Origin of the sequence: Pseudomonas sp. NY15437 (genome assembly GCF_048068435.1) — a bacterium.
GTDB classification, from domain to species: domain Bacteria; phylum Pseudomonadota; class Gammaproteobacteria; order Pseudomonadales; family Pseudomonadaceae; genus Pseudomonas; species Pseudomonas nitroreducens_B.
Genome location: NZ_JBLUQC010000004.1, coordinates 58335 through 82795, shown reverse-complemented (window position 1 = coordinate 82795; position 24461 = coordinate 58335). Strand labels below are relative to the sequence as shown.

At 64.7% G+C, this 24461-nt stretch carries 22 protein-coding genes; 7 read left to right on the top strand and 15 right to left on the bottom strand.

Annotated elements, in window-relative coordinates:
• Positions 1–26: 26 nt before the first annotated feature.
• Positions 27–692, bottom strand: a complete 666-nt coding sequence (locus tag ACNFIA_RS10685; RefSeq protein WP_259757975.1) for a fumarylacetoacetate hydrolase family protein — start codon at positions 690–692, stop codon at positions 27–29.
• Positions 693–852: 160 nt separating this feature from the next.
• Positions 853–2247: an FAD-binding oxidoreductase gene (locus tag ACNFIA_RS10680; protein ID WP_259757976.1), complete on the bottom strand. Its 1395-nt coding sequence runs from the start codon at positions 2245–2247 to the stop codon at positions 853–855.
• 194 nt (positions 2248–2441) lie between these two features.
• Between ACNFIA_RS10680 and serA the strand changes: the two genes are divergently transcribed.
• Positions 2442–3671 (top strand): phosphoglycerate dehydrogenase, encoded by a 1230-nt coding sequence (gene serA / locus ACNFIA_RS10675; protein WP_259757977.1) that lies wholly within the window; start codon positions 2442–2444, stop codon positions 3669–3671.
• Positions 3672–3899: 228 nt separating this feature from the next.
• Here serA and ACNFIA_RS10670 read toward each other — a convergent pair whose 3' ends face one another.
• Together ACNFIA_RS10670 and ACNFIA_RS10665 are read right to left on the bottom strand one after the other, a co-directional pair.
• Positions 3900–4331, bottom strand: coding sequence for a DUF4399 domain-containing protein (locus ACNFIA_RS10670; protein ID WP_259757978.1), 432 nt, complete (start codon positions 4329–4331; stop codon positions 3900–3902).
• A gap of 143 nt (positions 4332–4474) precedes the next feature.
• Positions 4475–4969: a DUF523 domain-containing protein gene (locus tag ACNFIA_RS10665; RefSeq protein ID WP_259757980.1), complete on the bottom strand. Its 495-nt coding sequence runs from the start codon at positions 4967–4969 to the stop codon at positions 4475–4477.
• A gap of 266 nt (positions 4970–5235) precedes the next feature.
• On the opposite strand from ACNFIA_RS10665, the gene ACNFIA_RS10660 reads away from it, so the two are divergent.
• Positions 5236–5784, top strand: coding sequence for a DUF6160 family protein (locus ACNFIA_RS10660; protein WP_416784715.1), 549 nt, complete (start codon positions 5236–5238; stop codon positions 5782–5784).
• Positions 5785–5788: 4 nt separating this feature from the next.
• Here ACNFIA_RS10660 and ACNFIA_RS10655 read toward each other — a convergent pair whose 3' ends face one another.
• Entirely contained in the window at positions 5789–6427 is a 639-nt protein-coding gene (locus ACNFIA_RS10655) for a 2OG-Fe(II) oxygenase (protein WP_259757982.1), read from the bottom strand.
• Between the two features lie 100 nt (positions 6428–6527).
• Between ACNFIA_RS10655 and ACNFIA_RS10650 the strand changes: the two genes are divergently transcribed.
• The gene (locus tag ACNFIA_RS10650; RefSeq protein ID WP_416784713.1) at positions 6528–7268 is read left to right on the top strand and encodes a hypothetical protein; all 741 of its coding nucleotides are present in this window, start codon (positions 6528–6530) and stop codon (positions 7266–7268) included.
• Between the two features lie 145 nt (positions 7269–7413).
• Here ACNFIA_RS10650 and ACNFIA_RS10645 read toward each other — a convergent pair whose 3' ends face one another.
• On the bottom strand, positions 7414–8352 hold the full coding sequence (locus tag ACNFIA_RS10645; RefSeq protein WP_416784711.1) for an alpha/beta hydrolase: 939 nt from the start codon (positions 8350–8352) through the stop codon (positions 7414–7416).
• A 123-nt stretch (positions 8353–8475) separates the two neighbouring features.
• Here ACNFIA_RS10645 and ACNFIA_RS10640 point away from each other — a divergent pair, with 123 nt between their 5' ends.
• Both ACNFIA_RS10640 and ACNFIA_RS10635 read left to right on the top strand, forming a co-directional pair.
• Positions 8476–9051, top strand: coding sequence for a DUF6436 domain-containing protein (locus tag ACNFIA_RS10640; protein WP_259757986.1), 576 nt, complete (start codon positions 8476–8478; stop codon positions 9049–9051).
• A gap of 89 nt (positions 9052–9140) precedes the next feature.
• Positions 9141–9653, top strand: a complete 513-nt coding sequence (locus ACNFIA_RS10635; RefSeq protein ID WP_259757987.1) for a transcriptional regulator — start codon at positions 9141–9143, stop codon at positions 9651–9653.
• Between the two features lie 3 nt (positions 9654–9656).
• Here ACNFIA_RS10635 and ACNFIA_RS10630 read toward each other — a convergent pair whose 3' ends face one another.
• Positions 9657–10706 (bottom strand): AraC family transcriptional regulator ligand-binding domain-containing protein, encoded by a 1050-nt coding sequence (locus ACNFIA_RS10630; RefSeq protein ID WP_416784708.1) that lies wholly within the window; start codon positions 10704–10706, stop codon positions 9657–9659.
• A 107-nt stretch (positions 10707–10813) separates the two neighbouring features.
• On the opposite strand from ACNFIA_RS10630, the gene ACNFIA_RS10625 reads away from it, so the two are divergent.
• Complete coding sequence (locus ACNFIA_RS10625) at positions 10814–13201, top strand: penicillin acylase family protein (protein ID WP_416784706.1); 2388 nt, start codon at positions 10814–10816, stop codon at positions 13199–13201.
• 399 nt (positions 13202–13600) lie between these two features.
• On the opposite strand, the gene ACNFIA_RS10620 is transcribed toward ACNFIA_RS10625, so the two are convergent.
• The 8 genes from ACNFIA_RS10620 to ACNFIA_RS10585 all read right to left on the bottom strand — a co-directional run bounded on the left by ACNFIA_RS10620 (position 13601) and on the right by ACNFIA_RS10585 (position 22805).
• A complete protein-coding gene (locus ACNFIA_RS10620) occupies positions 13601–14476 on the bottom strand; it encodes an ABC transporter permease subunit (RefSeq protein WP_259757991.1) in 876 nt (291 codons plus the stop codon).
• Complete coding sequence (locus tag ACNFIA_RS10615; protein ID WP_259759495.1) at positions 14473–15354, bottom strand: ABC transporter permease subunit; 882 nt, start codon at positions 15352–15354, stop codon at positions 14473–14475. The genes ACNFIA_RS10620 and ACNFIA_RS10615 overlap by 4 nt, the downstream gene beginning before the upstream one ends.
• 26 nt (positions 15355–15380) lie before the next feature.
• Positions 15381–16535, bottom strand: coding sequence for an ABC transporter ATP-binding protein (locus ACNFIA_RS10610; RefSeq protein ID WP_259757992.1), 1155 nt, complete (start codon positions 16533–16535; stop codon positions 15381–15383).
• Positions 16536–16685: 150 nt separating this feature from the next.
• Positions 16686–17753 carry a polyamine ABC transporter substrate-binding protein gene (locus tag ACNFIA_RS10605; RefSeq protein WP_416785404.1) on the bottom strand — a complete coding sequence of 356 codons (1068 nt, stop codon included), beginning with the start codon at positions 17751–17753 and terminating at the stop codon, positions 16686–16688.
• Between the two features lie 256 nt (positions 17754–18009).
• Positions 18010–19110, bottom strand: a complete 1101-nt coding sequence (locus ACNFIA_RS10600; RefSeq protein ID WP_259757993.1) for a polyamine ABC transporter substrate-binding protein — start codon at positions 19108–19110, stop codon at positions 18010–18012.
• Between the two features lie 117 nt (positions 19111–19227).
• Entirely contained in the window at positions 19228–20595 is a 1368-nt protein-coding gene (locus ACNFIA_RS10595; RefSeq protein ID WP_017520806.1) for an aspartate aminotransferase family protein, read from the bottom strand.
• 61 nt (positions 20596–20656) lie between these two features.
• Positions 20657–22015: a glutamine synthetase family protein gene (locus ACNFIA_RS10590; RefSeq protein ID WP_259757994.1), complete on the bottom strand. Its 1359-nt coding sequence runs from the start codon at positions 22013–22015 to the stop codon at positions 20657–20659.
• A 40-nt stretch (positions 22016–22055) separates the two neighbouring features.
• Positions 22056–22805: a gamma-glutamyl-gamma-aminobutyrate hydrolase family protein gene (locus tag ACNFIA_RS10585; protein ID WP_259757995.1), complete on the bottom strand. Its 750-nt coding sequence runs from the start codon at positions 22803–22805 to the stop codon at positions 22056–22058.
• Between the two features lie 278 nt (positions 22806–23083).
• Here ACNFIA_RS10585 and ACNFIA_RS10580 point away from each other — a divergent pair, with 278 nt between their 5' ends.
• Entirely contained in the window at positions 23084–24460 is a 1377-nt protein-coding gene (locus tag ACNFIA_RS10580; RefSeq protein ID WP_259757996.1) for a glutamine synthetase family protein, read from the top strand.
• Position 24461: the final 1 nt, after the last annotated feature.

Sequence of the window (24461 nt, the reverse complement as noted above, 5' to 3'; positions counted from 1 at the left end):
GGCGGCCTTCGGTGGGACAACTCGGGTCAAAGCACGCGGCTTTCGAATCGGCTGGCGCCAGGAAGTTCCAGCACCAGCTCACTGCCGCGCGTGAGCGGGCCGACGCCGACCGGGGTGCCGGTGGACACCACATCGCCCGGCTGCAGCGAGAAGTGCCCGCAGATGTGCTGGATCAGCGGCACGATGGGGTTGAGCATGTCGCGGCTGTTGCCGTCCTGGCGGACTTCGCCGTCGATCACCAGGCGGATGCCGATGTCGGTCGGGTCCGGGAAGTGGTCGGCACTGACGAAGGGCGCCAGCACGAAGGCACCGTCGAAGGACTTGGCCAGCTCCCAGGGCAGGCCCTTTTCCTTCAGCTTGGCCTGCACGTCGCGCAGGGTCAGGTCCAGCGCCGGGGCATAGCCGGAGATGGCGTCCAGCACTTCCTCGGTGCTCGGCTTGCGCGACAGCGGCTTGCCGATCAGCACGGCGATCTCCGCCTCGTAGTGCACCGAGCCGCGATCCTCCGGAATGGCGAAGCCGCCGGCGTGGGAGACGGTGCAGGAGCCGGGCTTGATGAACAGCAGCGGCTCGGTCGGTACCGGGTTGTTCAGCTCCTTGGCGTGCTCCGCGTAGTTGCGGCCGACGCAGACCACCTTGCCCAGGGTGAAATGGATCGGGGTGCCATCGACATACTGGTGCTGGTAACTCATGACCGACTCCTGACTACGGATGGAAGAGATGATCCGCGGGGCTCGTGATCCCGCGCGGTTGCCCGCATTCCTGCCGGCGCACACGCCACTTCCCGTGGCGCTGACGTGCGAAGGGCCGGCCCCTCTATCCAAAGAGCCGGCCCTCCTCTGATGCAGCGACTTATTCGGCGAAGATCTTGCCGGGGTTCATGATCCCGTTCGGGTCGAACACCGCCTTGACTGCCTTCATGTAGCCGATTTCAGCCTCGGAGCGAGAGTAACCCAGGTAATCGCGCTTGGTCATGCCCACGCCGTGCTCGGCGGAGATGGAGCCGTTGTACTTCTGCACGGTCTCGAAGACCCACTTGTTGACGGTGGCGCACTTGGCGAAGAACTCGTCCTTGGTCAGGTTCTCGGGCTTCAGGATATTCAGGTGCAGGTTGCCGTCGCCGATGTGGCCGAACCAGACCACTTCGAAGTCGGGGTAGTTGGCCGCGACGATGTCGTCGATGTCCTTGAGGAAGGCCGGGACCTTGCCGACGGTGACGGAGATGTCGTTCTTGTACGGCGTCCAGTGGGAGATGGTCTCGGAGATGTACTCGCGCAGCTTCCACAGGTTCTGCAGCTGCTGTTCGCTCTGGCTCATCACACCATCGAGCACCCAGCCCTGCTCTACACAATGTTCGAACGTCGCCAGCGCCTCGTTGGCCACTTCCTCGGTGCTCGCCTCGAATTCCAGCAGCGCATAGAACGGGCAGTCGGTCTCGAAGGCCGGCGGCACGTCGCCACGGGCCATGATCTTGGCCAGGGCCTTGTCGGAGAAGAACTCGAAGGCGGTTAGGTCCAGCTTGTTCTGGAAGGCGTGCAGCACCGGCATGATCGAGTCGAAGTCCGGGGTGCCCAGGACCATCGCGGTGAGGTTCTTCGGCGTGCGCTCCAGGCGCATGGTGGCCTCGACCACGAAGCCCAAGGTGCCTTCGGCGCCGATGAACAGCTGGCGCAGGTCGTAGCCGGTGGCGTTCTTGATCAGGTCCTTGTTCAGCTCCAGCAGGTCGCCCTTGCCGGTGACGACCTTCAGGCCGGCCACCCAGTTGCGGGTCATGCCGTAGCGAATGACCTTGATCCCGCCGGCATTGGTGCCGATGTTGCCGCCAATCTGGCTGGAACCCGACGAGGCGAAGTCCACCGGATAGTACAGCCCGTGCTCTTCGGCAAAGGTCTGCAGCTGCTTGGTGATCACGCCCGGCTGGCAGACCACGGTGCGGTCGAATTCGTTGAAGGCCAGCACCTTGTTCATGTAGTCGAAGGCCACGACCACCTCGCCATTGGCGGCGACGGCGGCGGCGGAAAGACCGGTACGACCACCGGAGGGCACCAGCGCGACCTTGTGCTCATTGGCCCAGCGGACGATGGCCTGGACCTGCTCGGTGCTCTTGGGGAAGGCGATCGCCAGCGGCGCCGGGGCGAAATGCTTGGTCCAATCCTTGCCATAGGTGTCGAGGGAATCGGCGTCTGTCAGCAGCTTCCCGGCATCCAGCAGGGGCTTGAGCGATTCGATCAGGGCGTCGCGGGTCATCGGAGGAACTCTCAAATGGTTCATGGTCGTCCTGAGAACAGCTCAGGTCGCAACCGGGCAAGGAAAAGGGAGAACATGCTAGCATACGCACCCCACGCAGATCGCCACCTGGCGCCGAGCTGCCTGGCACCGGCCGGTTCGGCCAGAGCTATTGGTTTTCTAGCCACTCTCCCGGGACTACAGGTTCAAAGCAGATGAGCAAGACTTCTCTCGACAAGAGCAAGATCAAATTCCTTCTCCTTGAAGGCGTGCACCAGAACGCCGTCGACACCCTCAAGGCGGCCGGCTACTCCAACATCGAGTACCTCAAGACCGCACTGTCCGGTGACGAGCTGAAGGAAAAGATTGCCGATGCCCACTTCATCGGTATCCGCTCCCGCACCCAGCTGACCGAAGAAGTCTTCGATGCTGCCAAGAAGCTGATCGCGGTGGGCTGCTTCTGCATCGGCACCAACCAGGTCGACCTGAACGCAGCCCGCGAGCGCGGCATCGCCGTGTTCAACGCGCCCTACTCCAACACCCGCTCGGTGGCCGAGCTGGTGCTGGCCGAAGCCATCCTGCTGCTGCGCGGCATCCCGGAGAAGAACGCCTCCTGCCATCGCGGCGGCTGGATCAAGTCCGCGGCCAACTCCTTCGAGATCCGCGGCAAGAAGCTGGGCATCGTCGGCTACGGCTCCATCGGCACCCAGCTCTCGGTCCTGGCCGAAGCACTGGGCATGCAGGTGTTCTTCTACGACGTCGTGACCAAGCTGCCGCTGGGTAACGCGCAGCAGGTCGGCAACCTCCACGAGCTGCTGGGCATGTCCGACATCGTCTCGCTGCACGTGCCGGAACTGCCGTCCACCCAGTGGATGATCGGCGAGAAGGAAATCCGCGCCATCAAGAAAGGCGGCATCCTGATCAACGCCGCCCGCGGCACCGTGGTCGAGCTGGACCACCTGGCCGCCGCGATCAAGGACGAGCACCTGATCGGCGCCGCCATCGACGTGTTCCCGGTCGAGCCCAAGTCCAACGACGACGAGTTCGAAAGCCCGCTGCGCGGCCTGGATCGCGTGATCCTGACTCCGCACATCGGCGGCTCCACCGCCGAAGCCCAGGCCAACATCGGCCTGGAAGTGGCCGAGAAGCTGGTCAAGTACAGCGACAACGGTACCTCGGTATCCTCGGTCAACTTCCCCGAAGTGGCCCTGCCGTCGCACCCGGGCAAGCACCGCCTGCTGCACATCCACGCCAACATCCCGGGCGTGATGAGCGAAATCAACAAGGTGTTCGCCGACAACGGCATCAACATCTCCGGCCAGTACCTGCAGACCAACGACAAGGTCGGCTACGTGGTGATCGACGTCGACGCCGAGTACTCGGACCTGGCGCTGGAGAAGCTGCAACACGTGAACGGCACCATCCGCAGCCGCGTGCTGTTCTAAGCGCGCTTCGGTGGCAAGAAAAAAGGAGGCCTTCGGCCTCCTTTTTCGTGTCTGCTTCCTGAAAGCTCCAGTGTTGGGCGGAGCGCCCTCTCCCTAACCCTCTCCCTGAAGGGAGAGGGGACCGTATGGTGCAGGGTGAAACCAACGCGTCAGCCGGCACGAACAGCTCCCTCTCCCTTCAGGGAGAGGGCGGGGGAGAGGGTAAAGCCCCGCTCCGCAGCCTGACCATTACTTCACATTGACAGTGATCTGCTGCGACTCCACCGGCGGGTCGAACGGCACGTGGTTCTTGTCGCCCACCAGCAGCTGCAGGGTGTGCTTGCCCGGCGGCAGGGTCACCTGGGTCTCGGTCTGGCCCTTGCCGAAGTGCTTGATCTGATCGGTCATCGGCAACGGCAGGTTCATTGCCGGCTGCTCCTTGAGGTCGATCAGCAGGTGGTGATGGCCGGTGGCCGGCGAGTCCACGCCGGCCGGCGCGACGCCCATGCCCTTGAGGCCGAATTTGACGGTGAAGGTCTTGTCCACCGTGGCGCCATCGGCCGGCTCGATGAAGTACACCTTGGCGCCTTCCGGGGCCGGGGTGCGCGGGATGTCCGCGGCAATGGCGGAGGTACCGGCGAGCAGCGCGGCGAGGCCGAGGCAAGGCAGCATGGTTCTCATGTTCTTCTCCTTTCTACATGACGATCGAAAAGGCGAAGAACCCGCTCAGGCCGGCCTCGCCTCCTCGCATGGAAGGAACAAGCATAGGCGCCAGGGCGCGAGGCTCAAGGAAAATAGTGCGTCTTCGAATGTCGGCGGCCGCTCTAGCCTCCGGCTTCCAGCCCGGCCAGACAGACGGCGGCGGCGTCCAGCTCTTCCTCGCTGAACACCAGCACGCCCATGCGCTTGAGCGCGGCAGCGGTGACACCTTCGCCGGCAACCTTCCGCCCGCTGAAGCTGCCGTCATAGTTCTCGCGGTTGCCGCAGGAGGGGCTGCGCGCCTTCAGCACGGCCAGGCGGATGTCGTGGCGGCGCACCAGGGCCATGGCTTGCTCGGCGCCGAGCAGGAAGGCGTCGCTGACGTCCTCGCCCTCCACCGTCATCACCGGGCGCGCCCGCTCGAGCACGGCCATGCCCTGGCCGCCGGGGATTTCCGCCGGGGCGCGGGGCGTCGGCAGGCCGCCGGCAACCTCCGGGCAGAGGGCAACCACCCGGCCCTGGTCGAGCCAGCGCGAGAGCAGGTCGAACGGCCCGTGCGCGCCGCCGTCGTAGCGGACGCGATGGCCAAGCAGGCAGCGGCTGACGAGAACCTTCTGCATAGGCGAATCACTCCCTTTTGGAAGGGGACAGACTAGCCGCTCGCCGTTTGCCGGTCACGCCGGGTAACGCAACTTTCATCGGCGCGTCTGTCGCAACAGGTTTCCGACCCGCCGAAAGTCGGGTCCTTGAGCGGCGCGCCGGTCGTCGGCGTGCACCTGGACACCGCCCGAGCACAACCTTCGACGGGAACAGCCGTCCGGCACTGGCTGCGCCGCAGGGCGCCGCCCAGACTCGCGCATCGGCCAATCGCCATGGAGCCTCTGTCATGCCTCGCCTCTTGCTCTGCACCGCCACCCTCGCCGCGCTGTCCTACCTGCCCTTGGCCTTCGCCGAACTGCAGGCGCTGGACAACGAGCACCTGGGCGCCGTCACCGGCCAGGACGGCATCAGCATCCGCGCCGACGTGCTTGCGCACATGGACAGCGTGGCCTGGAACGACGACGGCGGCAGCGTTTCCCTGCGCAACGTGTTCATCGACAACGGCTGCGTGAATGCCGGCGACTGCCCCGACGGCCGTGGCGGCAGCCTGCCCTACGGCGCGGCGCAACTGGGCCTGAGCCTGCCGATCTTCGGCGTCGAGCAGCCGACCCTGCAGGTGGACGTGGTGCAAGGCGCCGGCGGCCAGCAGCAACTGGCGCTGACCCTGCCCGACCTGACCACCATCAACCAGCAGCTCAACGCCAGCGGGCTGCCCTCGCAGACCATCCGCCTGCGGGTGGCCGGCGATCTCTACGTGGGTGGCGGGAAGCTGGGGAGCATCGAGGTGCGCGACATCCAGGACATCAGCGGCACCCTGAAGATCTGGGGGCACTGACCGCTCAGAGCGGCGCGTCACCCCGGCGGCGGAACCAGCCGGTGAGCGACAGGCGCTCGTGGCTGGCCGGCAGCACTTCGTGGGGGAATTCGCCGGAGAGGAACACCACCAGCCGGCCGGCCAGCGGCGGCAGGTCCAGGGTCCGTTCGTCGGGCAGATACAGGCGCAGTTCGCCGCCCTGCGCGGCCGGCCAGTCGCGGTTGAGGTAGAACACCGCGGAGACGGTGCGGCGGTCATCGTCGCGGAAGCGGTCCAGGTGCTTCTGGTAGAAGGCCCCCGGCGGATAGAGCGCGAAGTGTCCCTCGAAATCCTCCAGCCCCAGGTACAGCGAGCGGTTGATCAGCCGGCGCAACGTGTCCAGCGCCGCCAGGTACTGGTCGCACGCCTCGCACTGGCCGGGCTCGATCCACTGGATGCGGTCGCCGCGAATGCCTTCGCGCACGGCCTGGCCGTCTCCCCGGCCGATGGCGGCGGCGGCCAGTTTGCCGGCGGCATCGCGGGCACGACACTCCGTCGCCAGTTGGGCGATCAGGGCATCGGGAAGGAAGGCATCCTGCTGCGACCAGCCCTGGTCGGCGAGGTCGTCGACGATGCGTTGCAGAAGGGGGCCTTGCAGGAATGGAGAATCGGCGTCGAAATGCATGGCGCATTGTAACGTCTGGCGCCAGTGTCTCGACAAGCGGGGCAAGCCTTGCCGACAATAGCCCCCGGCGAGCGAACCCTGCCGCCCAAAAGGAGTTGCAATGCGCGTACTGCTGGCCCTCACCCTTCTTGTACTGGGCATGCCTGCCCTGGCCGACAACTACCAGCGCCTGTACCAGGCCGCGGGCTGGCCGGAACAGCGAGCGCACTTCAATGACGCCCTGCACGCCGCGCAGAAGCGCTACCAGGGCAACCTGCCGCCGGCGCTGTACCAGACGCTGGTGGACAACAGCAACCAGCGCTTCGCCCCCGCCGACATCGACCAGCGCGCCCTCAACGGCCTGCGCCAGAACCTGCCGGACAGCGCGGTGGCGCTGAATTTCTTCGAATCCCCCCTGGGCCGCAAGGTCGCCGGCGCCGAGACCCTGGCCACGCGCAGCGACCAGTTACAGAAATACGCCAATGGCCTGCCGCGCCAGCAGGCCAGCGAGGCACGCAAACAGATCGTCCATCGCCTGAGCCAGGTGCTGCCGGCCCGCGAAGCCGGCGCCGAGGTCAGCCTGGCGCTGGCCAGCGTGGCCGCCGACAGCCTCAGCCAGATGCTCCCCGGCCTGCTCGGCGGCGGCACCACCCAGGGCATGCTCGAAGGCCAGCGGCAGAAGCTGATGAGCCAGATCGGCGCCGATCTCGACAACACCCTGCTCTACGTCTATCGCGGCCTGAGCGATGCCGAGCTGGGCCAGTTCGCCGACTTCAGCGAGTCGCCCGCCGGCCGCAGCTATTACCGCGCGGCGCTGGCCGCCCTTAAGGCTGGCTTAGCGGTGTCGTCCGACGGCCAGTGATCGGAAACCGCCTACCGGGTATGTGGACCATTCCGAGGAGGCCTCCTCCTAGAATGGCGCCGCTGTACAGAGGGTGGCGCCTGAGGATGATGGCGCAAGGAGTGAAGGACACACCCTCATACCGACAGCCCCGCCCTGCCTCGCCCTACCCCATCCGCTCACTGAGAAAATCGAAGTATCGCCGGCGCAACGTCTTGCTTTCGTTCGCCAGGTGGTGCCGCGCGCCCGTCAGCAGCAAGCATTCGATCTTCTCGAACTTCTCCTCCAGCACCTTCAGGTTGTAGCGCCAGTCCACCGTCTCGTCGGCGTCGCCCTGCACCACCAGCAGGCTTTGCGCGCCATGGCCGGCGGCCTCGATGCGCGGAATCCAGCGCGCCAGCGCACCGACCCAGGCGGTGGGCAGTATCTTCGGCTGCAACGGGTCGCGGTCCCGCAGGAAGGCGAGGAATTCGGCGTCGTTGGAGTTCTCGCTGAAACGCCGCGGGATCGAATCCACGAAGGGCCGCAGCATCTGGTAGCTGAACTTCGACCAGCCCCAGGCTCGCGGCCGCACCAGCGGCGCCAGCAGGATGATACGGCCCAGCTCCGGGCGCGGCGCGCCGGTCAGCAGGTAGTCCAGCAGGATCGCCCCGCCGGTGCTTTGCCCGCACAGGTGCCAGGGTTGCGGCAGCTCCAGCGCCTGGGCCTGGTCCAGCAAGGCACCCAGCACAAGCTGATACTCGGCGAAATCGCCGATGCTGGCGGCGGCGCCACCGGACAGCCCGTGGCCGGGCAGGTCGCAGGCCAGCACCGCGAAGCCCATGCCCAGGGCCCAGTCGATGACGTGGCGGTACAGCCCCATGTGGTCGTAGTAGCCATGCAGCAGCACCAGGGTGCCGCGCGCCAGCACCGGCCGCCAGTATTGCGCGGCAATCTGGTAGCCGCCGGCCTCGAAGGTGCCCAGGCGGCTCTGCAGGCCGGGGTGCCGGGCGTGCAGGTCCAGGCCGTAGAAATGCTGGTACAGCGCGATGCCGACCTCGTTCGCCTCTGCGGTCAGAGGTCGCAGCAGGGTGCGCAGCAGATCGGGCTGGAAGGCTTCAGGCATGGGCGTTTCGCTTCTGGCAGGCGGGTGACGATGGGAGCGCGGGCAGCAGCGGGATATTCTGCCGCGCCCGCCCCCGTGGCAAGCTTGTCGGCTATCTTACCGACTCTGTCACTGGTCGCTGCCATGTCCTCACGTCGAAAACCGCTGCTCACCTGGCTGATCGCCGCGCTCTGCCTGGGCGCGCTGCTCGCCACCTACCAGTGGTACGAGAACCGCTTCATCCGCCCGTTCAGCCACCAGCCGCAGCTGTTTTCCGGCGACCACCTGATGCTGCCGGCGCAATTGGCCGGCCCCGGCAAGATCCGCCTGGTGCACTTCTGGGACCCGGCCTGCCCGTGCAACGTCGGCAACCAGCAGCACCTCGCCGAGCTGATCCAGCGCTTCGGCCCGCAGGGCGTGGAGTTCTTCGCCGTGCAGAAGCCGGGCACCCGCGGGCATCTGCCGGATACGTTGAAGGCGATGCGCGCGCTGGAGGCCCTGCCCGGCGCCGAGCAGTTGCCGGCCAGCCCCGCCGTGGCGATCTGGGATGCCCAGGGCAAGCTGGCCTACTTCGGCCCCTACAGCGAAGGCGCGGTGTGCACCTCGGGCAACAGCTTCATCGAGCCGATCCTCGATGCCCTGGTGCAGGGGCGCCAGGTCAACGCCACCCACACCCTGGCGGTGGGCTGCTATTGCCCCTGGGATGACACCCGGCACTGAGCCGCATCAACAAAGCCAAGCGCCAATCCGTGACTACACTTGGAACGCCGGCCCAAGAAGGGCCGTTCGCTCACCAAGGAGTTTTTCGTATGCGTCTTCCTTCCGCCCTCGCCTTCTGCGCCGTTCTCTCCACCGGGCTCGCCCTGCCGCTGGCCGCCCACGCCGAGGATGCCCCCAGCAGCAGCCAGGTCATGGAGCAGCACAAACAGGCCATCAACAACCGCATCGCCGACATCGACTACAAGCGCAAGCGCATCGTCGAAGCGAACATGAAGCTCACCCCGCAGGAAACCGAGAAGTTCTGGCCGATCTACAACAGCTACCGCACCGAGGCGGACAAGCTGAGCAAGCAGACCCTGGCCATCATCATCGACTACGCCAACAGCTATAACAGCGGTTCGGTGAGCAACGACGAGGCCGCCAAGCTGCAGAAACAGGTGCTGGAGCTGCAGGACGACCGCCAGGACCTCAAGGAGAAGTACCTCAAGCGCATCGCCAAGGAAGTTTCGCCGCAGCGCGCCCTGCGCTTCCTGCAGATCGAAGACCAGCTCGACGCCATGGCGCTGCTGGAAGTGAGCCGCGAGATCCCGCTGGCCGAGTGACCCTCAGCCCTCGGTGCCGCCCTGCAGGCGCTGGCGATAGCGCTCGGGCGGCACCGAATACCAGCGCTTGAATGCCCGGTAGAACGGCGACAGCTCGGCAAAGCCGCAGCTGCGCGCCACCTCGCGGATCGCCACGCCCTGCTCCAGCATCTGCGCCGCCCGCTGCCGGCGCACCTCCTCCCGCACCTCCCTGAACGTCTGCGCCCGGCCCGCCAGGTTGCGCTGCAGCAGCCCGGCGCGCACGCCCAGTTCGCGGGCGCAGCTTTGCAGGGTGCACGCCTGCTCCCCCAGGCGGATGCCGATCAGATAGCGCAGGCGGTTGAGCAGGTCGTTCTCGTCCAGGGTGCCCAGCTGTTCCCGCGCGTGCTCGGTGAGCAGACGGTGCAGCACCGGGTTGCCGGTGCGCGACGGCCGCGCCAGCAGGGCGCGGTCGAACAGCAGCGCGTCGTGGGGCTTGCCGAAGCTCGGCGTGAGGCCGAACAGACGCCGGTGCTCGCTCAGCCGGCGCGGCTGGGGATGGCGGAACTCGATGGCCTGGACGCCGAATTCATCGTCGGTGATCAGCGCCAGCAGCTTGAGAAACAGCAGCATCAGGCACTCCATCTGCTGGCGCAGGTTGCTGGCGCCCAGGTAGTTGAGGTCGAGGATCAGCCGTACCTGCTCGCCCTCCTCGCGCACCTGCGCGGCGAAGCCGCCGGAGAGGATGTGCTGGAAGCGCAGGAAGCTGTGCAGCGCCTCGCGCAGGTCGCCACTGGCCATCAGCAGGTAGCCGACGACGTCCAGCAACCGCGGCTTCATCGCTTCGCCCAGGTGCAGGCCGATATCGGCGTCGCCGGTGATCTCGTCGAGGCTGTTCCAGAACAGAGGCGCATCGTCGTGCACCAGGCGGCCGCTCTGCGCCGGGGGCGGCAGACGCACCTTCTGCAAGGCCTGGCGGTAGATGTCGGTGGGGTCGAAGCCCAGCACCGAGAGCGCCTCGTACAGCTGGCGACGCAAGGTGGCGGACTGGGTCAGCGCCGGGGTGGCGGGAAAGTTCAGGTCGGCGGCGGACATGTTCACTCCTTGGATTGACCAGAGAATTCCAGCCGCGAGACATTGGGTCAATGAGCGACGGGCAACATCCACTGCAAAATCGCCGCATAACAACAAGGAGTTGCCCCATGAAACGCACTTTGACCGTCCTCGCTGTCGTCATCGCCGCTGCAACGGCCGGTGGCGCCTGGTACCTGCACGGCAAGCAGCCGGTACGCGACGGACAACTGCCCCTGGCCGGGCTCGCCAGCGAAGTCACGGTCCGCTACGACGAGCGCGGCGTGCCGCACATCAAGGCCGGCAGCGAGGAAGACATGTACCGGGCGATCGGCTATGTCCACGCCCAGGACCGCCTGTTCCAGATGGAAATCCTCAGACGCCTGTCCCGCGGCGAGCTGGCCGAGGTGCTCGGGCCCAAGCTGGTGGACACCGACCGCATGTTCCGCAGCCTGCGCATCCGCGACCACGCCGCCGAGTACGTCGCCCGGCAGGACAAGAACTCCCCGGCCTGGAAGGCGCTGGTGGCCTATCTGGACGGCGTCAACCAGTTCCAGGACAGCCATCCGCGCCCGGTGGAATTCGACATCCTCGGCATTGCCAAGCGCCCCTTCACCCCGGAGGACACCGTCAGCGTCGCCGGCTACATGGCCTACAGCTTCGCCGCCGCCTTCCGCACCGAGCCGGTGCTGACCTACGTGCGCGACGAATTGGGCGCGGACTACCTGAAGGTCTTCGACCTCGACTGGCACCCTGACGGCGTGCTCACTCCCTCCCCGCTGGCCGCCGCCGACTGGCAGGACCTGGGCGCCATCGCGCGTCTGAGCCACGCCGCGCTGGAGAAGGCCGGCCTGCCGCAATTCGAGGGCAGCAATGCCTGGGCCGTCTCCGGCAGCCGCACCAAAAGCGGCAAACCGCTGCTGGCGGGCGACCCGCACATTCGCTTCGCGGTGCCGGCGGTCTGGTACGAAATGCAGGCCAGCGCGCCGGGCTTCGAGCTGTACGGCCATTACCAGGCGCTCAACCCCTTCGCGTCGCTGGGCCACAACCTGCAGTTCGGCTGGAGCCTGACCATGTTCCAGAACGACGACGTCGACCTGGTCGCGGAGAAGGTCAACCCGGACAACCCCAACCAGGTCTGGTACCACGGCCAGTGGGTCGACCTGAAGAGCGAGGAGCAGAGCATCGCGGTGAAGGGCGAGGCGCCGGTGAAGATCACCCTGCGCAGCTCGCCCCACGGCCCGCTGGTCAACGATGCCCTGGGCACCGCCGCCGGCAAGACGCCGGTGGCCATGTGGTGGGCCTTCCTGGAAACCCAGAACCCGATCCTCGACGCCTTCTACGAGCTGAACCGCGCGGATACCCTGGCCAAGGCACGCACCGCGGCCTCGAAGATCCAGTCGCCGGGCCTCAACGTGGTCTGGGCCAACGCCCGCGGCGACATCGGCTGGTGGGCCGCAGCGCAGCTGCCGGTGCGCCCGGACGGGGTGAACCCGGCCTTCCTGCTCGACGGCGCCAGCGGGCAGGCCGACAAGAGCGGCTTCTACCCCTTCAGCGAGAACCCGCAGGAAGAAAACCCGGCGCGCGGCTACATCGTCTCCGCCAACTTCCAGCCGGTGCCGGCCAACGGCCGGCCGATCCCCGGTTACTACAACCTGCCCGACCGCGGCCAGCGCCTGAACCAGCGCCTGGCCGACCCGTCGGTGAAATGGGATCTGCAGAACAGCCAGGCGTTGCAGCTGGACACCTCCACCGGCTACGGCCCGCGCTTCCTCAAGCCGCTGCTGCCCATCCTGCGTGAAGCCGCCGCCACCGACGAGGAGAAGGCGCTGGTGGACAACCTGGCCCACTGGCAGGGCGACCATCCGCTGGATTCGGTGACCGCCACGCTGTTCAACCAGTTTCTCTACCAGTTGGCCGATGGCGCCATGCGCGACGAGATGGGCGACGCCTTCTTCGACAACCTGCTGTCCACCCGCGTGCTCGACGTGGCCTTGCCGCGCCTGGCCGCCGACGAGCACTCGCCCTGGTGGGACAACCGCAAGACGCCGCAGAAGGAGACCCGCGCCGATATCGTCAAGGCCGCCTGGAAGGACAGCCTGGCGCACCTGCGGGCCAAGCTGGGCCAGGACTCGAAGCAGTGGCAGTGGGGCACGGCGCACACGCTCACCCACGTCCATGCGCTGGGCCAGCAGAAGCCGCTGGACCGTATCTTCAACGTCGGCCCGTTCGCCGCGCCCGGTGGTCACGAGGTGCCGAACAACCTTTCGCACCGCGTCGGCCCGGCGCCGTGGCAAGTGGTGTACGGCCCGTCCACCCGGCGCCTGATCGACTTCGCCGACCCGGCCCACAGCCTGGGCATCAACCCGGTGGGCCAGAGCGGCGTGCCGTTCGACAAGCACTACGGTGACCAGGCCGAGGCCTACATCGAGGGCCAGTACCTGCCGCAGCACTACGACGACAACGAGGTGAAGGCCAACACCCAGGGCGTCCTGCGCTTGATCCCCGTCCGCCGCTGACGCCCCTCGACGGGGCTGCCGAAAATGAAAAACCCCGCTCCTGCGGGGTTTTTCATTACTGCGTTGTAGAGAGTGTTGCGGGAGATGCCGAAGCTCCCTGGCGCGTTATTTCCCCAAGGGATAACGATCGGGGTGTTGTATTGGGCGCCGCCTCCCGCACGGAGTGCCATATGGCTTCACTGGAAGTTTGCCGGCGGCGCGGCCCGATCCTGGTTCGGGGGGTGACCGGGCAGCGCATCCGAACACTTCAAGCGTAGTTGGCAATCGGCTGGGAGTGAGGCTTTGCGACCCACGGTTTTTTCCGATAACTCCCGAATTTCCAAGCACTTCGGAATAAGCTGGGGCAAAAAAAACGGGCCACCCGAAGGTGGCCCGCGTTTCGACAAGCGCCGGAGGGCGTCAGGCGGTAGCAGTCGCCGCCTTCTGCTGCCAGTCGGTCGCGTTGGACTCCATGGCTTCCTGGATCGCCCGCTTGCGACGTTCCTCGGCCTGGCGGGTGAAGTACCAGGCGAAGAAGGTGAACAGCGAAACGGTCAGCAGGATCAGGCTGGCGACCGCGTTGATCTCCGGCTTCACGCCCAGGCGCACGGCGGAGAACACTTCCATCGGCAGGGTGGTGGAGCCAGGGCCGGACACGAAGCTGGCCAGCACCAGGTCATCCAGCGACAGGGCGAAGGACATCATGCCGCCCGCCGCCAGCGACGGCGCGATCATCGGGATGGTGATCAGCAGGAACACTTTCCAGGGCTTGGCGCCCAGGTCCATGGCTGCTTCCTCGATGGACAGGTCCAGCTCGCGCAGGCGCGCCGACACCACCACCGCCACGTAGGACGAGCAGAAGCTGGTGTGGGCGATCCAGATGGTCACGATGCCGCGCTCCTGCGGCCAACCGATCAGCTGGGCCATGGCGACGAACAGCAGCAGCAGCGACAGACCGGTGATCACCTCGGGCATCACCAGCGGCGCGGTCACCATGCCGCCGAACAGCGTACGGCCACGGAAGCGCGGGATGCGGGTCAGCACGAAGGCGGCCAGGGTACCCAGGGCCACCGAGGAGATCGCGGTGTAGCAGGCGATCTCCAGGGAGCGGAACACCGAGCCGATCAGTTGCTGGTTGTCCAGCAGACCGACGTACCACTTCACCGACCAGCCGCCCCACACGGTCACCAGCTTGGAGCCGTTGAAGGAGAAGATGACCAGGATGACCATCGGCACGTAGATGAAGAGCAGGCCCAACACCAGCATGATGTTGGAGAACGACCAACGCTTGTTCATACCTTGCCCTCCAGCTCTTTCGCCTGGTTCTTGTTGAACAGGATGATCGGTACGATCAGGATCGCCAGCATCACCACGGCAAGGGCGGAAGCCACCGGCCAGTCACGGTTGTTGAAGAACTCCTGCCACAGCACCTTGCCGATCATCAGCGTCTCGGGGCCGCCGAGCAGTTCCGGGATCACGAACTCGCCCACCGCCGGGATGAACACCAGCATGCAGCCGGCGATGATGCCGTTCTTGGACAGCGGGACGGTGATCTTCCAGAAGCTGGTGAAATTGCGCGCGCCGAGGTCGGACGCGGCTTCCAGCAGGCTCATGTCGTGCTTCACCAGGTTGGCGTAGAGCGGCATGACCATGAACGGCAGGTACGAGTAGACGATACCGATGTACACCGCGAAGTTGGTGTTGAGGATCGTCAGCGGTTCGTTGATCACCCCCAGCCACATCAGGAAGCCATTGAGCAGGCCGTTGTTGGACAGGATGCCCATCCAGGCGTACACGCGGATCAGGATCGCCGTCCAGGTCGGCATCATGATCAGCAGCAGCAGCACGGTCTGCATTTCCTTGCTGGCGCGGGCGATGGCGTAGGCCATCGGGTAACCGATGAGCAGGCACAGGAAGGTGCTGATCGCCGCCATCTTCAGCGAGCCCAGGTAGGCGTCGATGTAGAGCGGGTCATCCGTCAGCATCAGGTAGTTGCCCAGGTTCATCACCACCTGGAGCGTCTGGTCGGCGTACTGGAACACCTCGGTGTACGGCGGAATGGCCACGTCCGCTGCTGCCAGGCTGATCTTCAGCACGATGGCGAAGGGCAGCAGGAAGAACAGGAACAGCCAGAAGAACGGCACACCGATCACGGCATGCCGGCCGTTGGGCAGGCGTTTCATGAGCGATTTGCTGATGTTCATGATTGCAGTACCACACCGCTGTCGTCGTACCAGCTGATGTACACCGGCTGGTCCCAGGTCGGGCGCGCCACGTGGCGCTCGGCGTTGGCCATGAAGGCCTGGACGATGAAGCCCGACGCCAGCTTGATGTAGTACACCGAGTGACCGCCCAGGTAGGCGATGTCATGCACGATGCCCTGGGCGACGTTGAAGCCTTCGTGCTCCAGGTCGGCCGGCTTCTGCGCGCTGACCATGACCTTTTCCGGACGCAGCGCGTAGGTGATGCGCTTGTTCTCGGCACGGGTGCTGATGCCGTGGCCGATGTAGATCGGGTTCTCCAGCTGCGGGCAGGCGATGACCGCGTGGTCCTGCAGGTCTTCGACGATCTCGCCGTCGAACAGGTTGACGTTGCCGATGAACTCGCAGATCAGGCGGCTGGCCGGCGTCTCGTAGATGTCCATCGGGCTGCCGATCTGCTCGATGCAGCCCAGGTGCATGATGGCGATGCGCTGGGCCATGGTCATGGCCTCTTCCTGGTCGTGGGTCACCATCACGCAGGTCACGCCCACGCGCTCGATGATTTCCACCAGTTCCAGCTGCATCTGCGAACGCAGTTTCTTGTCCAGCGCGCCCATGGGCTCGTCGAGCAGCAGCAGTTTCGGGCGCTTGGCCAGGGACCGGGCCAGGGCCACGCGCTGGCGCTGGCCGCCGGAGAGCTGGTGCGGCTTGCGCTTGGCGTACTGAGTCATCTGCACGAGCTTGAGCATCTCGTCGACGATCTTGTCGATCTCGGCCTTGGGCAGGCCGTCCTGCTTCAGGCCGAAGGCGATGTTCTGCGCCACGCTCATGTGGGGGAACAGGGCGTAGGACTGGAACATCATGTTGATCGGCCGCTCATAGGGCGGCAGGTCGGTAATGTCCTGGCCATCGAGGAAGATACGACCTTCAGTAGGACGCTCGAAACCAGCCAGCATGCGAAGCAGGGTCGACTTGCCCGAACCCGAACCACCCAGCAGGGCGAAGATCTCGCCCTTCTTGATGTCCAGCGTCACGCTGTCCACTGCCAGCGTTTCGTCGAACTGCTTGCTGACCCGGTCGATTTTTACCAGAACCTCTTTCGGTTTCTGGTCGCCACTCAAGGCTTTCTTGTAGGCACCGGAGGCTATTGCCATTACCACAACTCCCAAATCATAGAGGCCCGGCCCCCGCGGCCGGGCATGCTTGGTATTACTCAGGGCTGGCGCAGTGTACGTGCGCCGCAACGCCTTACGAGAGGCCCTGCGACGCTCCGTGCCCGCGCGGACGGATTGGGGGAAACCGCCTTACTTGCCCGACTTGATCTTGGTCCAGGAACGGGTCATGAGGCGCAGGGTCTTCGGCGGCAGCTCATGCTGCACGAAGAGTTTGTCGAGAACCTCCTGGGAGGGGTACACCTCAGGATTGTTGCGCACGGACTCATCCATGAATTCGCCAGCCTTGGGGTTCGGGTTGGCGTAACCGACGTAATCGCTGACCTTGGCGATCACCTCGGGTTTGAGCAGGTAGTTGATGAACGCGTGGGCCGCCTTCGGGTTGGAGGCATCCTTGGGAATGGCGAGGATGTCGAACCAGAGGTTGGCGCCTTCCTTGGGAATGGCGTAGGCGATGTTCACGCCCTTGCCGGCTTCCTTGGCGCGGTTGGCGGCCTGGAATACGTCACCGGAGAAACCGGCCGCCACGCAGATGTTGCCGTTGGCCAGGTCGGAGATGTACTTGGAGGAGTGGAAGTAGGTGACGTACGGACGCACCGCCATCAGCTCTTCTTCCACTTTCTTGTAGTCGTCCGGGTTGGTGCTGTTGGGGTCCAGCCCCAGGTACTTGAGCACAGCCGGCATCATCTCGTCGCCCGAATCGAGGAAGGCGACGCCACACTGGCTGAGCTTTTTCATGTTCTCGGGCTCGAAGAGCACAGCCCACGAATCGATCTTCTCGACACCCAGCGCGGCCTTGACCTTCTCGACGTTGTAGCCGATGCCGTTGGTGCCCCACAGGTACGGCACGCCGTACAGGTTGCCCGGGTCGTTCGCCTCGAGCTGCTTCATCAGGTGCGGGTCGAGGTTCGACCAGTTCGGCAGCTGGCTCTTGTCCAGCTTCTGGAATGCGCCGGCCTTGATCTGGCGGCCGAGGAAGTGGTTGGACGGCACGACCACGTCATAGCCGGTGCGGCCGGCCAGCAGCTTGCCTTCCAGGGTTTCGTTGGAGTCGAAGACGTCGTACACCGGCTTGATACCGGTTTCCTTCTCGAAATCGGCGAGAGTGGTTTCACCGATGTAGTCCGACCAGTTGTAGATGTGGACGGTCTGCTGCGCCTGCGCCAGCGAAGTCAGGCCGAAGACGGAGACTGCTGCGATCAGGGTTCTGCGGAAGGGAATACGCACACGTGAGTCCTCTCGTTGTTTATTGCTACTTCAGTCGGTTGCTGCCGGGGTTTCGACGACCGGTCCGTGGATAGCGCCGAAACCTCCATCAGCACGAGAGCGCCGGGGCTTGCGCAGCCATTCCACCGATGGAAGCTGTGTGTTGCTGCCGGTAGCGGGCGGAGGAGCGCACTCCCCCGCCGCTTGCCCGGACCATCCACTGCCGCGCCAGGCGGCAGCGACTACCCGATTACTTGCCGGACTTGATGGTGGTCCAGCTGCGGGTCATCAGACGCTGGGTCTTCGCCGGCAGGTCCGGGAAGGCGTACAGCTTCTTCATCACCTCGTCGGTCGGGTAGATGCCCGGATCCTTGCGAATGGCCTCGCTCACCAGCGGGGTGGCGGCGGCGTTGCCGTTCGGGTAGGAAACGGTATCGCTGATCTCGGCGATGACCTTCGGCTCGAGCAGGAAGTTGATCCACTTCAGCGCGGCTTCGGAGTTCTCCGCATCCTTCGGAATGGCGACGGTGTCGAAGAACGCGCCAGCACCTTCCTTGGGAATGTTGTACTTCACAGTGACCTTGTTCTTGGCTTCTTCAGCGCGGGACTTGGCCTGGTAGACGTCACCCGAGTAACCGATGGCCACGCAGATGTTGCCGTTGGCGATGTCGGAGATGTACTTGGAGGAGTGGAAGTAGGAGATGTACGGACGAATCTTCAGGAACAGCGCTTCGGCTTCCTTCAGCTCTTTCGGGTCCTGGCTATCGGGCTTGTAGCCCAGGTAATGCAGGGCGGCCGGGAGCATCTCGGTCGGCGAGTCGAGGAAGCTCACGCCGCAGGCCTTCAGCTTCTGGATGTTTTCCGGCTTGAACACCAGATCCCAGGAGTCCACCGGAGCGTTGTCGCCCAGCGCGGCCTTGACCTTGTCCGGGTTGTAGCCGATGCCGATGGTGCCCCACAGGTACGGGATCGCGTACTGGTTGCCCGGGTCGCTGATCTCCAGGGTCTTCATCAGGTCGGGGTTGAGGTTCTTCCAGTTCGGCAGCTTGGACTTGTCCAGCGGCTGGTAGACGCCAGCCTTGATCTGCTTGGCCAGGAAGGAGTTGGACGGCACCACGATGTCGTAGCCCGACTTGCCGGCCAGCAGCTTGGCCTCCAGCACTTCGTTGCTGTCGTAGACGTCGTAGACGACCTTGATTCCGGTTTCCTTGGTGAACTGATCGACCGTGCCCGGCGCGATGTAGTCCGACCAGTTGTAGACGTGCAGTACTTTGTCGTCAGCCTGCGCCATACCAGCCACAGCACCTGCCAGCGTCACGGCGAGCAGGGATTTGCCGAAGGTCTTGAACATGCGGGTAGCTCCGTTTGTTTTTTTGATGTTCCGGGTGGCGTGGACATCTCCTTCCGTCACCACCCGGTGAGCCTGGCCAACGCACAGGCGCAGTCTGTCAAAGGTCTGGTGAAAGACTCAAGACAGAACGGCTGCGGCGGTTTGATCGAGGCACTTTCGCGCCAGGGTGATCAGATCATCGATCTGCGATTTTTCGATCACCAGCGGCGGCGAGATAATCATAGTGTCTCCCACCGCGCGCATGATCAGACCATTACGGAAGCAGTGCTCGCGGCACAGCATCCCGACGCCCTTGCCGTCGAAGCGCTCGCGGGTCTTCTTGTTCTTCACCAGCTCCAGTGCTGCCACCAGGCCTACCCCGCGGGCTTCGCCCACCAGGGGATGGTCGGCCAGCTCTTGCCAGCGCTGCTGCAAATACGGTGCCGTTTCGGCCTTCACCTTCTCGACGATCTTCTCTTCCCGCAGGATGCGGATGTTCTCCAGCGCCACCGCAGCGGCGACCGGGTGACCAGAGTAAGTGAAGCCGTGGTAGAACTCCCCACCCTCATTCAGGGTATGGACGATCTCGTCGCGAACGATCACGCCGCCCATGGGGATGTAGCCGCTGGTGAGGCCCTTGGCGATCGGCATCAGGTCCGGGGCGTTGCCGAAGTACTGGCTGCCGAACCACTCGCCGGTACGGCCGAAGCCGCAGATGACTTCGTCGGCGATGAACAGGATGTCGTACTTGGCGAGGATCTCGCGGATCTTCGGCCAGTAGGACTTCGGCGGAACGATCACGCCGCCCGCGCCCTGCAGGGGCTCGGCAATGAAGGCGGCGACCTTGTCTTCGCCGACTTCGAGAATCTTCTTCTCCAGCTGCTCGGCCGCCCAGACGCCGAACTCTTCCGGGTCCATGTCGCCGCCTTCGCCGAACCAGTAGGGCTGGGCGATGTGCTCGATACCCGGGATCGGCAGGTCGCCCTGCTCGTGCAGCGCCTTCATGCCGCCGAGGCTGACGCCGGCGACAGTGGAGCCGTGGTAGCCGTTCCAGCGGCCGATGACCACTTTCTTCTGCGGCTGGCCCTTGATGCTCCAGTAGTGACGGACCATGCGCAGCACGGTGTCGTTGGATTCGGAGCCCGAACCGGTGAAGAACACGTGGTTCATGCCTTCGGGGGCGATGTCGGCGATGGCCTTGGCCAGCTCCAGCGCCGGCGGGTGGGCGGTCTGGAAGAACAGGTTGTAGTAGGGCAGTTCCTGCATCTGCTTGTAGGCGGCTTCAGCAAGCTCCTTGCGACCGTAGCCGACGTTCACGCACCACAGGCCAGCCATGCCGTCGAGGATCTTGTTGCCCTCGCTGTCCCACAGGTACACGCCTTCGGCCTTGGTGATGATGCGCGCACCCTTCTCGTTCAGCTGCTTGTAGTCGGTGAACGGAGCCAGGTGGTGATCGCGGCTGAGCGCCTGCCAGTGTTGGGTGTTGGCGCTGGTCTGGTTAGTCATCTTGATAAAACCTCTTCTCTAAGAAACACGGGGCCCGGCCACGCGCCGGCCCCCACGCCGATCAGACAGAAAGCAGGAGGAACTCACGCTCCCAGGAACTGATTACTCGCTTGAAGTTCTCGTGCTCGGCGCGTTTCACCGCGACGTAGCCTCGAATGAACTTGTCACCCAGGTATTTCTCCAGGGTCTTGCTGCCTTCCATGCACTCCAGGGCGGCCTCGATGGTCAGCGGCAGGCGCAGGTTACGCCGTTCGTAGCCGCGGCCCTTGACCTGGGCACTGGGTTTGAGCCCTTCGACCATGCCGATGTAGCCGCACAGCAGGCTGGCCGCCAGGGCCAGGTAAGGGTTGGCGTCGGCGCCGGCCAGGCGGTTCTCGACGCGGCGGTTGTCCGGGGTGGAGTCCGGCACGCGCAGGCCCACGGTGCGGTTCTCCTCGCCCCACTCCACGTTCACCGGCGCCGAGGTATCGGGCAGGAAGCGGCGGAACGAGTTGACGTTCGGGGCGAACAGCGGCAGCGCCTCGGGAATCAGCTTCTGCAGGCCGCCGATGTGGTGCAGGAACAGCTCGCTCATGCTGCCGTCGGCGTTGGAGAAGATGTTCTTGCCGGTCTGGATGTCGACGATGCTCTGGTGCAGGTGCATGGCGCTGCCCGGCTCACCGGTCATCGGCTTGGCCATGAAGGTGGCGGCGACGTTGTGCTTGAGCGCGGCCTCGCGCATGGTGCGCTTGAACACCACGATCTGGTCGGCCAGGTCCAGGGCATCGCCGTGACGGAAGTTGATCTCCATCTGCGCGGTGCCTTCTTCATGGATCAGGGTGTCCAGATCCAGGCCCTGCAGTTCGCACCAGTCGTACATGTCCTCGAACAGCGGGTCGAATTCGTTCGCCGCGTCGATGGAGAAGGACTGGCGGCCGGTCTCCTGGCGACCGGAGCGGCCGATCGGCGCCTGCAGCGGGTAGTCGGGGTCGTCGCTGCGCTTGGTCAGGTAGAACTCCATCTCCGGCGCGACGATGGGCCGCCAGCCCTTGTCGGCGTAAAGCTTGAGCACGCGCTTGAGCACGTTGCGCGGCGACAGCTCGATGGGGTTGCCCAGCTTGTCGTAGGTGTCGTGGATGACCATCGCGGTCGGCTCGATGGCCCAGGGGACGAGGAACACGGCATTCTCGTCCGGGCGGCAGACCATATCGATGTCGGCCGGGTCCAGCAGGTCGTAATAGATGTCGTCCTCGACGTAATCACCGGTCACGGTCTGCAGGAGAACGCTCTCCGGCAGGCGCATGCCCTTCTCGTTGAGGAATTTCGCGGTCGGCGCGATCTTGCCCCGGGCAATCCCGGTCAGGTCGGCGATCATGCATTCCACTTCGGTGATCTTGCGTTCCTTCAACCAGCCGCTCAGCTGGTCTAACGTGCTAGTCATAAAGACCTCAGGGTATGAGAGCCCGGCCCCAACGCCAGGCTCAGCGGTTCCCCGCCCTCTTGCCGCAGGCTTTGCCGAAAGCCTGGAAGATGGCGAGATAGTTGGGGTTCGTTTCGACCTGCCATTCCGGGTGCCACTGCACCCCGACGGCGAAGGCCGCACCTTCGACGGAGAAGGCTTCAACCAACCCGTCAGGCGCCAGAGCTTCTACACGAAGGCCGGGCGCCAGACGATCAACGCCCTGGCCGTGAATGGAGTTGACCTGGAACTGCGAGGGTAGCCCGATACCGGCGAAAACGCCGCCCGGCTGCACGTCGACGACGTGCCGCAGCCCGTACTGGATTTCGATCGGCTCACCGGCGGGTTCGCGGTGGTCCATGAAGCCCGGGGTTTCGTGCACTTTCTGGTGCAGCGAACCGCCGAAGGCGACGTTCATTTCCTGGAATCCGCGGCAGATGCCCAGCACCGGAATCCCGGCCGCGACGGCGCGGCGGATCAGCGGCAGCGTCGTGCTGTCGCGCTCGGGATCGTGAGGGGTGCCTGCTACGCTTGCGGAGCCACTATAATGATGGGGTTCGACGTTCGACGCCGAGCCCGTGAAGAGCAGGCCGTCGAACGCGGCCAACATGGCTTCCTGGTCGATGGCATCGCCCAGGGAGGGAATGATCAAAGGAATGCCCGAGGCCCCGGAGATCAGCGCTCTGAGGTATTTGTCGCCAGCAACATGGTAGGGTTTGGAACCGATCTGCTTGAGGCAGGCGGACACGCCGATTAACGGCAGGCGAGACATGGGACACCCGTGTTTGTAAGTGTTATGGGCTTGAGGCCGAGCTTAGCCTTGTTCATTTTTTTACACAATAGTCATGTAAAAAATCAAACACGCCCCACTGAACAGCCCGCCAGCCAAGGCTCTCCGCGAATCAAAAGCGGCTCGAAACGCCCCAAAAACGGCCCATCAGGAGTTGTGCGCCCCACTTTGGTGCGACATTGACAACCCTTGCCAATTCGGATTGACTCACACCTCAGCTTTCGAATGATTGAAATTTTTAACAATAAAGGTGTTACATCATGTCGGTACCCCAGAGTGCCGTGTCGCTCGAAGAAGCGAGTGAGTTCCTGAAGGAACACCCCGAGGTCCAATTCGTCGACCTCCTTATTGCAGACATGAACGGTGTGGTGCGCGGCAAGCGCATCGAACGCACCAACCTGCCCAAAGTCTATGAGAAAGGCATCAACCTCCCCGCCTCTCTCTTCGCTCTCGACATCACCGGCTCCACCGTAGAAAGCACCGGCCTCGGCCTGGACATTGGCGACGCGGATCGCGTCTGCTACCCCATCCCCAACACCCTCTCCATGGAACCCTGGCAGAAGCGCCCCACCGCGCAGCTGCTGATGACCATGCACGAGATGGAAGGGCAACCCTTCTTCGCCGATCCCCGTGAAGTGCTGCGTCAAGTGGTGCAGAAGTTCACCGACATCGGCCTGACCATCGTTGCGGCCTTCGAGCTGGAGTTCTACCTGATCGACCAGGAGAACGTGAACGGCCGTCCGCAGCCGCCGCGCTCGCCGATCTCCGGCAAGCGTCCGCAATCGGTGCAGGTCTATTCCATCGACGACCTCGACGAGTACGCCGACTGCCTGCAGGACATCATCGATGGCGCCCGCGCCCAGGGCATCCCGGCCGACGCGATCGTCAAGGAAAGCGCCCCGGCCCAGTTCGAAGTCAACATGCACCACGTTGACGACGCCCTGAAGGCCTGCGACTACGCAGTCCTGCTCAAGCGCCTGATCAAGAACGTCGCCTACGACCACGAGATGGATTCGACCTTCATGGCCAAGCCCTACCCGGGCCAGGCTGGCAACGGTCTGCACGTCCACGTCTCGCTGCTCGACAAGGACGGCAAGAATATCTTCACCAGCGAGGATCCCGAGCAGAACGCCGCGTTGCGCCACGCGATCGGCGGTGTGCTCGAGACCCTGCCGGCGTCGATGGCGTTCCTCTGCCCGAACGTCAACTCGTACCGCCGTTTCGGTTCGGCCTTCTTCGTGCCGAACGCACCGAGCTGGGGCCTGGACAACCGCACCGTCGCCCTGCGCGTGCCCACCGGCACGCCGGAAGCGGTGCGCCTGGAGCACCGCGTCGCCGGCGCCGATGCCAACCCGTACCTGCTGCTCTCGGCGGTACTGGCCGGCATCCACCACGGCCTGACCAACCAGGTCGAGCCGGGCGCGCCGATCGAAGGCAACGCCTACGAGCAGCTGGAACAGAGCCTGCCGAACAACCTGCGCGATGCCCTGCGCGAGCTGGACGACAGCGACGTGATGAACAAGTACATCAGCCCCGAGTACATCGACATCTTCGTCGCGTGCAAGGAGCATGAGATGCAGGAGTTCGAGTATTCGATCTCCGACCTCGAGTACAACTGGTACTTGCACACCGTATAAG

Excerpts from the sequence above, each read along its gene's own strand:
- ACNFIA_RS10685 (WP_259757975.1), bottom strand. The coding sequence starts at position 692 with ATGAGTTACCAGCACCAGTATGTCGATGGCACCCCGATCCATTTCACC.
- ACNFIA_RS10680 (WP_259757976.1), bottom strand. The coding sequence starts at position 2,247 with ATGACCCGCGACGCCCTGATCGAATCGCTCAAGCCCCTGCTGGATGCC.
- serA (WP_259757977.1), top strand. The coding sequence starts at position 2,442 with ATGAGCAAGACTTCTCTCGACAAGAGCAAGATCAAATTCCTTCTCCTT.
- ACNFIA_RS10670 (WP_259757978.1), bottom strand. The coding sequence starts at position 4,331 with ATGAGAACCATGCTGCCTTGCCTCGGCCTCGCCGCGCTGCTCGCCGGT.
- ACNFIA_RS10665 (WP_259757980.1), bottom strand. The coding sequence starts at position 4,969 with ATGCAGAAGGTTCTCGTCAGCCGCTGCCTGCTTGGCCATCGCGTCCGC.
- ACNFIA_RS10660 (WP_416784715.1), top strand. The coding sequence starts at position 5,236 with ATGCCTCGCCTCTTGCTCTGCACCGCCACCCTCGCCGCGCTGTCCTAC.
- ACNFIA_RS10655 (WP_259757982.1), bottom strand. The coding sequence starts at position 6,427 with ATGCATTTCGACGCCGATTCTCCATTCCTGCAAGGCCCCCTTCTGCAA.
- ACNFIA_RS10650 (WP_416784713.1), top strand. The coding sequence starts at position 6,528 with ATGCGCGTACTGCTGGCCCTCACCCTTCTTGTACTGGGCATGCCTGCC.
- ACNFIA_RS10645 (WP_416784711.1), bottom strand. The coding sequence starts at position 8,352 with ATGCCTGAAGCCTTCCAGCCCGATCTGCTGCGCACCCTGCTGCGACCT.
- ACNFIA_RS10640 (WP_259757986.1), top strand. The coding sequence starts at position 8,476 with ATGTCCTCACGTCGAAAACCGCTGCTCACCTGGCTGATCGCCGCGCTC.
- ACNFIA_RS10635 (WP_259757987.1), top strand. The coding sequence starts at position 9,141 with ATGCGTCTTCCTTCCGCCCTCGCCTTCTGCGCCGTTCTCTCCACCGGG.
- ACNFIA_RS10630 (WP_416784708.1), bottom strand. The coding sequence starts at position 10,706 with ATGTCCGCCGCCGACCTGAACTTTCCCGCCACCCCGGCGCTGACCCAG.
- ACNFIA_RS10625 (WP_416784706.1), top strand. The coding sequence starts at position 10,814 with ATGAAACGCACTTTGACCGTCCTCGCTGTCGTCATCGCCGCTGCAACG.
- ACNFIA_RS10620 (WP_259757991.1), bottom strand. The coding sequence starts at position 14,476 with ATGAACAAGCGTTGGTCGTTCTCCAACATCATGCTGGTGTTGGGCCTG.
- ACNFIA_RS10610 (WP_259757992.1), bottom strand. The coding sequence starts at position 16,535 with ATGGCAATAGCCTCCGGTGCCTACAAGAAAGCCTTGAGTGGCGACCAG.
- ACNFIA_RS10600 (WP_259757993.1), bottom strand. The coding sequence starts at position 19,110 with ATGTTCAAGACCTTCGGCAAATCCCTGCTCGCCGTGACGCTGGCAGGT.
- ACNFIA_RS10595 (WP_017520806.1), bottom strand. The coding sequence starts at position 20,595 with ATGACTAACCAGACCAGCGCCAACACCCAACACTGGCAGGCGCTCAGC.
- ACNFIA_RS10590 (WP_259757994.1), bottom strand. The coding sequence starts at position 22,015 with ATGACTAGCACGTTAGACCAGCTGAGCGGCTGGTTGAAGGAACGCAAG.
- ACNFIA_RS10585 (WP_259757995.1), bottom strand. The coding sequence starts at position 22,805 with ATGTCTCGCCTGCCGTTAATCGGCGTGTCCGCCTGCCTCAAGCAGATC.
- ACNFIA_RS10580 (WP_259757996.1), top strand. The coding sequence starts at position 23,084 with ATGTCGGTACCCCAGAGTGCCGTGTCGCTCGAAGAAGCGAGTGAGTTC.